7 protein-coding genes are annotated in these 6,613 nt (G+C 69.5%); 3 read left to right on the top strand and 4 right to left on the bottom strand.

The window, feature by feature from the left end:
* The 3 genes from MPTA5024_RS14560 to MPTA5024_RS14550 all read right to left on the bottom strand — a co-directional run.
* A partial coding sequence (locus MPTA5024_RS14560; protein ID WP_232326472.1) for an alpha/beta hydrolase family esterase occupies window positions 1-1,051 on the bottom strand: 1,051 nt, incomplete at its 3' end.
* Window positions 1,052-1,672: 621 nt separating this feature from the next.
* Window positions 1,673-2,182, bottom strand: coding sequence for a MarR family transcriptional regulator (locus tag MPTA5024_RS14555; protein WP_051458172.1), 510 nt, complete (start codon window positions 2,180-2,182; stop codon window positions 1,673-1,675).
* 107 nt (window positions 2,183-2,289) lie between these two features.
* Window positions 2,290-2,670 carry a tetratricopeptide repeat protein gene (locus MPTA5024_RS14550; protein ID WP_198167153.1) on the bottom strand — a complete coding sequence of 127 codons (381 nt, stop codon included), beginning with the start codon at window positions 2,668-2,670 and terminating at the stop codon, window positions 2,290-2,292.
* A gap of 298 nt (window positions 2,671-2,968) precedes the next feature.
* Here MPTA5024_RS14550 and MPTA5024_RS14545 point away from each other — a divergent pair, with 298 nt between their 5' ends.
* Together MPTA5024_RS14545 and MPTA5024_RS14540 are read left to right on the top strand one after the other, a co-directional pair.
* Window positions 2,969-4,168 carry an NAD(P)/FAD-dependent oxidoreductase gene (locus MPTA5024_RS14545; protein WP_036324591.1) on the top strand — a complete coding sequence of 400 codons (1,200 nt, stop codon included), beginning with the start codon at window positions 2,969-2,971 and terminating at the stop codon, window positions 4,166-4,168.
* Window positions 4,169-4,225: 57 nt separating this feature from the next.
* Window positions 4,226-4,660, top strand: a complete 435-nt coding sequence (locus MPTA5024_RS14540) for a YybH family protein (RefSeq protein ID WP_232326471.1) — start codon at window positions 4,226-4,228, stop codon at window positions 4,658-4,660.
* A 99-nt stretch (window positions 4,661-4,759) separates the two neighbouring features.
* Here MPTA5024_RS14540 and MPTA5024_RS14535 read toward each other — a convergent pair whose 3' ends face one another.
* Window positions 4,760-5,389: an LUD domain-containing protein gene (locus MPTA5024_RS14535; RefSeq protein ID WP_036324587.1), complete on the bottom strand. Its 630-nt coding sequence runs from the start codon at window positions 5,387-5,389 to the stop codon at window positions 4,760-4,762.
* A 235-nt stretch (window positions 5,390-5,624) separates the two neighbouring features.
* On the opposite strand from MPTA5024_RS14535, the gene sigJ reads away from it, so the two are divergent.
* Window positions 5,625-6,563 (top strand): RNA polymerase sigma factor SigJ, encoded by a 939-nt coding sequence (sigJ, locus tag MPTA5024_RS14530; protein WP_036324585.1) that lies wholly within the window; start codon window positions 5,625-5,627, stop codon window positions 6,561-6,563.
* The last annotated feature ends 50 nt before the right edge of the window (window positions 6,564-6,613 follow it).

Below are 6,613 nucleotides of genomic sequence, written 5' to 3'. Positions count from 1 at the left end.
ATCCGCCGCTGGGCGACGGCGAGGGAGACGGCGACGGGGACGGCGAAGGAGACGGGGACGGGGAGGGCGAAGGAGACGGGGACGGCGACGGCGACGGCGAGGGCGACGGCGAGGGCGACGGGCCGGACTGGAACTGCGTGAAGAACCTCCAGACCTCTCCCGACGTCCAGGTCCTGGCACCGCTGGTGGAGGTGGACCCGTCGTTGGGAGACGGGGTGTGATCCCCGTCGAACGCGGCCCACACGACCGGGTACCCGGCCCGGCAGCCCGAGTACGTGGTGGTGATGTGCGTGAGGCTGCCCTGTGTGGGCTCCCGCGGGGTCATCGGGGTGCAGCCGTTGTTCGAGACGAACCTGTCACGCAGCGACCGGCCGTTGGAGATGTTGAGCACCGAGTCGTGGATTCCGTGGATCCCCATGTACGCGACGGGCTGCGTGCCGCCGTTGCACCCACTGAGGTTCGCGCCGGAGTAGACCGCGACCGCACGGAAGACCGTCGGCCGGGCGCACGCGACCGCGAAGCTCATCGAGCCGCCGTAGCTCCACCCCATGGCGAAGCGCTGCGTCGTGTCGACGCACAGATCGTTCTCGACAAGCCTCAGCACGTCGTCGGTGAAGGTCAGGTCCTCGCCGTTGCTGTTGCCCCAGCCGTTGTTGATGCCCTGGGGCGCGATGAAGATCGTGCTGTTGTTCGACAGTTGCTTGAGCCCGTAATAGGCCCAGACGGCTCCGTCCGATCCGCCCGAGTCGACGATCTGGGCGGTGCCGTTCAGCCAGTGGTACGCCATGATCAGCCGGTAGGGGTGGCTGTTGTCGTAGTTGTCGGGAATCCTCAGGATCCAGGTGCGATTCTTGCCGCTGGTTGTAATCGTCTGCGAACCGCTTCTCAGCGTCGGAGCCTTACCGCATCCGGAGGTCGCCGCCGCGACGGCGGCGGTCGTGGACGACGTGGTGGCGCCGAGGCTGTCGCTCAAGGCCATGCGTCCCGTGGCCAGGACGAGAAGCACGGCGGCCCCGATGGCGGCGAAAATAGATCTCTGTTTCAACGTCACGCAACTCCCTTTTGTCGTTCGAACAAATCGACATGCGTCGATGGGAAAGCGATTCATGTCCCTCAGCGGGTGGGAGCGTCCGGTGTCGGCTTGGGCGCGTGCCGGTCGGGCGGCGTCTCCCCAGACGGATTCGAAGCGCCAGGTGAGCCCACCATCAGTCACCCCGGGGCAGTACGGCGGCCGCGCGTGCGCGACCCCCTTTTCCCGCCGCGGAAGAGCAGGGCGAAGACATCCGCCGGCGCCGGCAGGCCGCGTGCGCGTTCTCTCATCGGCGGTGCCGATGGAGAATATGGCCGGCCCTCGGAATGCGTCGTGTGATTCCGCCGAATATCAGATGAGGGCGGCCCGCGATGCGCTCTGCCGATCCAACTGTCCCGCCTGTCGTTAAGCCGACGAAATGTTAACGTTAACAAAATCGGAGGCTCCCCGGTGCTCCTCTCTTCCGGGCGACTGGAGGTGGTGGTGCAGCGGAGCAAATATTAAGTCAGGAGATGTGTCAAGCATGCGGCTTCTCGTCGCGGATCTCTCACCGGAAACCGCGTATGCATTCGGTTTCTGACCAGGAAAGAAGCCGCGGACGCCGTCGGCGTGGCGGTGAAAATTTCATCGACGCCGCGCCCTTCAGTCGAGGCGGTCCCCGTCGATCGACGTCAGGCGTTCGGCCGCTTCCGGATCTGCCTCGCCGATGCGGTCCAGCAGGCGGCGCAGGAGCGTGTGAAGGGTCTCGAAGTCCTCGGGGCTGGTCAGTTCGGCCCATCGCTTCTCGATGAGGTCGCCCGCACCGGCCGCCAGCGGTCGTACCGCCGCTCCGCGTTCGGTGAGCACGATCAGCCGCGACCGGCCGTCCCGGGGGTTCGGGCGGCGTTCCAGATAACCGGCCCGCTCCAGCTGGTCGACCGACTGCGCCATGGTCTGTTTGCGCACGCCGGCGCGGATGGCCAGATCGCGGATCTGGATTCCCTCGGGTGGGACGAACGGGAACACCTTCGCGTCCCCGGACCGGATGTCACCGTAGCCCGCCTCGGCGAGGGCGGTCTCGATGCCGACGGCGTATTCGCGGTGGAGCAGGCGCAGGAGGAGGGAGAGCCGCGATCGCTTCCGGGAGGGGTCGGGCGTCGCATCGACAGTCACCTGTCCAGTATGTCATCGGTGCGGGAGATCGCGTCATGCCCGTTGCGGTGTTCGCCCCGCCGTGCTCACGTCCTCGACGACCACTGGCGCCCGCGCAGGGGACACGCTCAGAGCTCTTCGAGCCGCCGGGACAGGAACCGTCGCTCAGGGGTCGACGTGGCCAGCTCCAGCGCCCTCCGGTACGCCTCCCGTGCCTGGTCGTGGCGGCCGAGACGTCGCAACAACTCACCCCGGGTGGAGTGGAGATACACGTAACCGTCCAGGTCGAGGCGGTCCACGGCGCGCAGCGCGGCGGCGGGATCGCCTGCCTGGGCGACCGCCACAGCGCGGTTGAGCTCCACCACCGGCGAGCCGGTCAGGTCGGCCAGCCGGCGGTACAGCCGGGCGACCTGCGGCCAGTCGATCCGCCGGCGCGTCTGCAGCGAGGCGATCGCGGCCTGGACGACGTAGGGACCGCGCCCGCTCAGCTCGATCGCCCGGTCGAGCATCGCACTTCCCTCGGCGATCTGGCCGAGGTCCCACAGCGAACGGTCCTGAACCCCATCCCGGGCGCGGCACCGTCCTGCTGCTCCGCGAAGCCATCGGATTCTGAATCACCGTACGGAACAACAGGTCACAGGGCCGCGGTGCCGGCGGAGAGCCACGCCCGCGGCCCTGTGCTGTCAGGGCCCGGTCACGACTGGCGGCCGGATGCCCGGGCGCGGCGCCTGACATTTCGCGGGGTTGCCTCGTCGGATTGCTGAGAACCGTTCACCACGGGCACGGCTCGTAAGGGAGACCCTCACCATGTCCACGTCCGGACAGCACACTCCTCACAAGGTCGTCGTCATCGGCGGCGGTTACGCCGGCACGCTCGCGGCCAACCGGCTGCGGACGCGCGCCGACGTCGACATCGCCCTGGTCAACCCCCGCCCTGACTTCGTCGACCGCGTCCGGCTGCACCAGTTCGTGGCCGGCACCGGCGAGGCTACGGTGGACTACGGCACCCTGCTGGGCGGGGGGATCCGGCTGCTCGTCGACAGTGCCACGCGCATCGACGCCGCCACCCGCACCGTGCGGCTGGCGTCGGGCCGCGCCCTGGACTACGACTACGTCGTCTACGCGGTCGGCAGCACCGGCACGACACCGTCATCGGTGCCGGGCGCGGCCGAGTTCGCGTTCCACGTCGCCGAACTCGAGTCCGCGCAGCGGCTGCGCGCCAGGCTGGAGGAGTTGCCTCCCGATGCTCCGGTCACCGTGGTCGGCGCCGGGTTGACCGGCATCGAGACGGCGGCCGAACTGGCCGAGCGGGGACGCGGGGTCACGCTGGTGTGCGGCGGCGTCCTGGCGCCCTCGGTGAGTGCGCCGGGTCGCCGGTACGTCGCCAGATGGCTGTCCCGGCACGGTGTCGCCGTGATCGAGGCCAACGATGTGACCGAGGTCCGGCCGGACGCTGTCGTCCTCGCGGACGGTGCGCTGTGCGCGAGCGCGCTGACCATCTGGGCGGCGGGATTCGGCGTGCCGGACCTGGCGGCCGCGAGCGGGCTGCGGACCGATGCGCTCGGCCGGCTGCTCACCGACGAGACCCTGACCAGCGTCGACGACGATCGCATCGTGGCGGCCGGGGACGCCGCTGCACCGTCGGGCCGGCCACTGCGGATGAGCTGCTACGCCGCCGGGCCGCTCGGGGCGCAGGCCGCCGACACCGTGCTGAGCCACATCGCGCGGACCGAACCGGCGGTGATCGACCTGGCCTTCACGGGGGCCTGCGTCAGCCTCGGCCGGCACGCCGCTGTGCGACAGCTCGCCCGCAAGGACGACACCCCGGTGAACGTCTACGTCGGCGGCCGCATCAGCGCGGCGTACAAGGAGCTGACGTGCAGGCTCGGGGTGTGGAAGATCCGCCGCGAGGCCCGCAGGCCGGGCTCCCTGTTCTGGCCCAAGGGCGGCCCGCGTCCCGAGCAGCCGGCCTCCGCCCCGCGCACCGTCACCAGGCCCGCGGGGTGATCCCTCAGTGACAAGTCGAGATTCCGTACGGAATGAAAGGAATGGATAGCGATGGCTATGCGGCGTGAGGTTGAGGAATCCGAGATCCGTCAGCACATCGACAGGATCGTCAAAGGCATTCAGGACAAGGATCTCGAGGGACTGAAGCAGCTCTACACGACGGACGTCGTGTCCTTCGACGTCGAGCCGCCCCTGGCTCATGTGGGGACGGCGGCGAAAATGAAGAACTGGGAGAGGGTGTTCACGACCTTCGAGGACGTGACCTACGAGGTCCGCGACCTGACGCTCGCCGTGGGCGACGATGTGGCGTTCGGGCACTTCTTCGGCCGGCTCAGCGGCACGCTGAAGAACGGGACGGCGACGAGCGGCATGTGGGTCCGGGGCACTCTCTGTCTCCGGAAGATCGACGGCACCTGGTTGATCGCGCACGACCAGGTTTCCGTGCCGCTCGACATCGCGACCGGCAAAGGAATGACCGACCTCCAACCCTGACCGGTCGCAGGGTTTCGCAGGCCGGCGGCTCCCCGTGGCATCCGACGGATCCCACGGGGAGGACGGACCACTGCTGCCTACGTGTGACTCCTGGCGGTCTTAGAATCCGATGGCCTGGCGGAGCAGTAGGACGGTGCCGCGCCCGGGGGAGTACTCCGCGTTGAGGATGAGCACGCGGTTGACGGCGCTCGGCCGCCCGTAAAGCGCCAGAGTCCGGGCCGTCTCCAGCGGGAGGCAGTGCTCTTCGACGCGGCGCAGTGCGGTGTCCAGGTCGGGTACCACCTTCTGCGCCCCGACGACCCAGATCGCGCGGGCGGCGCCGCCCGAGTAGCTGGGTAGCTGGCTTCCGCTGCCCGAGGCGGCCACGAGGGAGCCGGTTTCGGTGACCGCGTGGACGCTTCCCACGACGAAGTCGGGGATGGCCACCGTCCGCCGGATCTCGTCCGACTGGGTGGCGCGGTCCATGGCCAGCACCCGTGGCTTGACGGCCTGGTACCGCCCGCCGGCGTTGATGTCGTCGTCGATGCCGGACAGGCGGAGGGTCTCGCTGGCCCCGGTGAGGACGCCGGCGCCCTCGGGGATCAGCTCCTTGACGCGGGTGCGCGCGGCGGCCGCGTCGTCGAGGATCTCGACGGTGAAACCGTGTGCCCTCAGCGCGTCGGCCGCCCGCTCCAGGCGCTGCGCGGACGCCGGGGCGGCGAACGACGTCGCCGGAATCGAGGTGGTCATGATGCCCTCCTGGCCTGCTCGTCGATGTGGCTCAAGGCGCAGGCGGCACGGTGACGGTGGCTTCGGGTCCCGGCCCGAAGCTCCTTCGGTCCCGGAGGTGTCCCTGGCCGGCTGCGTCTCAGCAGTAAGACAACGCAGCCCCCCGGAATGTCAGCTGGCGCGCGGACCTCACATTCCGGCGCGCTGTCTTGTCTGACTGGTGAGGGCACGAGCGAACGAGGGAGCCGGCGACACCATGACCGACCGATCCGGGCCAGGAGATCACCGGGCCGATCCGCACGTGAGCGCGATCGTGAGCGAGTGGCGTCAGCTGGTCAATCTCACGTACCGGTTGCTGGGCTCTCTCGCCGAGGCCGAGGACGCCGTCCAGGAGACCTACGCCCGCTGGTACGCCATGTCCGCGCAGCAGCAGGACGCCATCGCGTCCCCCCGTGCCTGGCGGGCCACGGTCGCGGGCCGCATCTGCCTGAACGTGCTCGGCGCGGCACGGACGCGGCGCGAGACCTACGTGGGGGAATGGATCCCCGAGCCGCTGCCGGAACGCATGGAGTGGATCACCGAGCGGCCGGGCGGCATCGCGGTCGACCCGGCCGACCGGGTCACCCTCGACGAGTCGATCAGCATGGCCTTCCTCGTCGTGCTTGAGTCGATGACCCCGGCCGAGCGTGTCGCGCTCATCCTGCACGACGTCTTCCGCTACTCCTTCGCCGAGGTGGCCGAGATCGTCGGCCGGACCCCGGCGGCCTGCCGTCAACTGGCGTCCTCAGCCCGTCGCCGCATCCGTACCGCGCAGGGGCCCGCGACCCCGGCACCCCGCCGGGCCGCCGTCGTCAGCGACTTCAAGCAGGCATGGGAGGCGAAGGACATCGACGCCCTGATCGGCCTGCTCGACCCCGACGCCACGGCGATCGCCGACAGCGGTGGCCTCGCCATGGCCTTCGTGAGCCCCATCGAAGGCGGCCCGCAGATCGCACGCGCCTGGATCGAGCTCGCCAAGCGGGCCTCGGCCGGCACGACGATCCTGGAACGCACGGTCAACGGCCAGCCCGGGCTGGTGGCGCAGCAGGACGGGGTGACCGTGACGGTGTTCGCCTTCGACGTCGCGGGCGACCGCATCAGGCACATCTGGGTAGTGCGCAACCCGGAGAAACTCCGTCGCTGGACGACGGGCTGATGCGCTGAAACTTCGCGAAGTATCGGGGAGCATCACGGACCGCTGGACCG

Origin of the sequence: Microbispora sp. ATCC PTA-5024 (assembly GCF_000511135.2) — a bacterium.
GTDB lineage: Bacteria > Actinomycetota > Actinomycetes > Streptosporangiales > Streptosporangiaceae > Microbispora > Microbispora corallina.
This window is presented reverse-complemented; position numbering and strand designations above follow the sequence as displayed.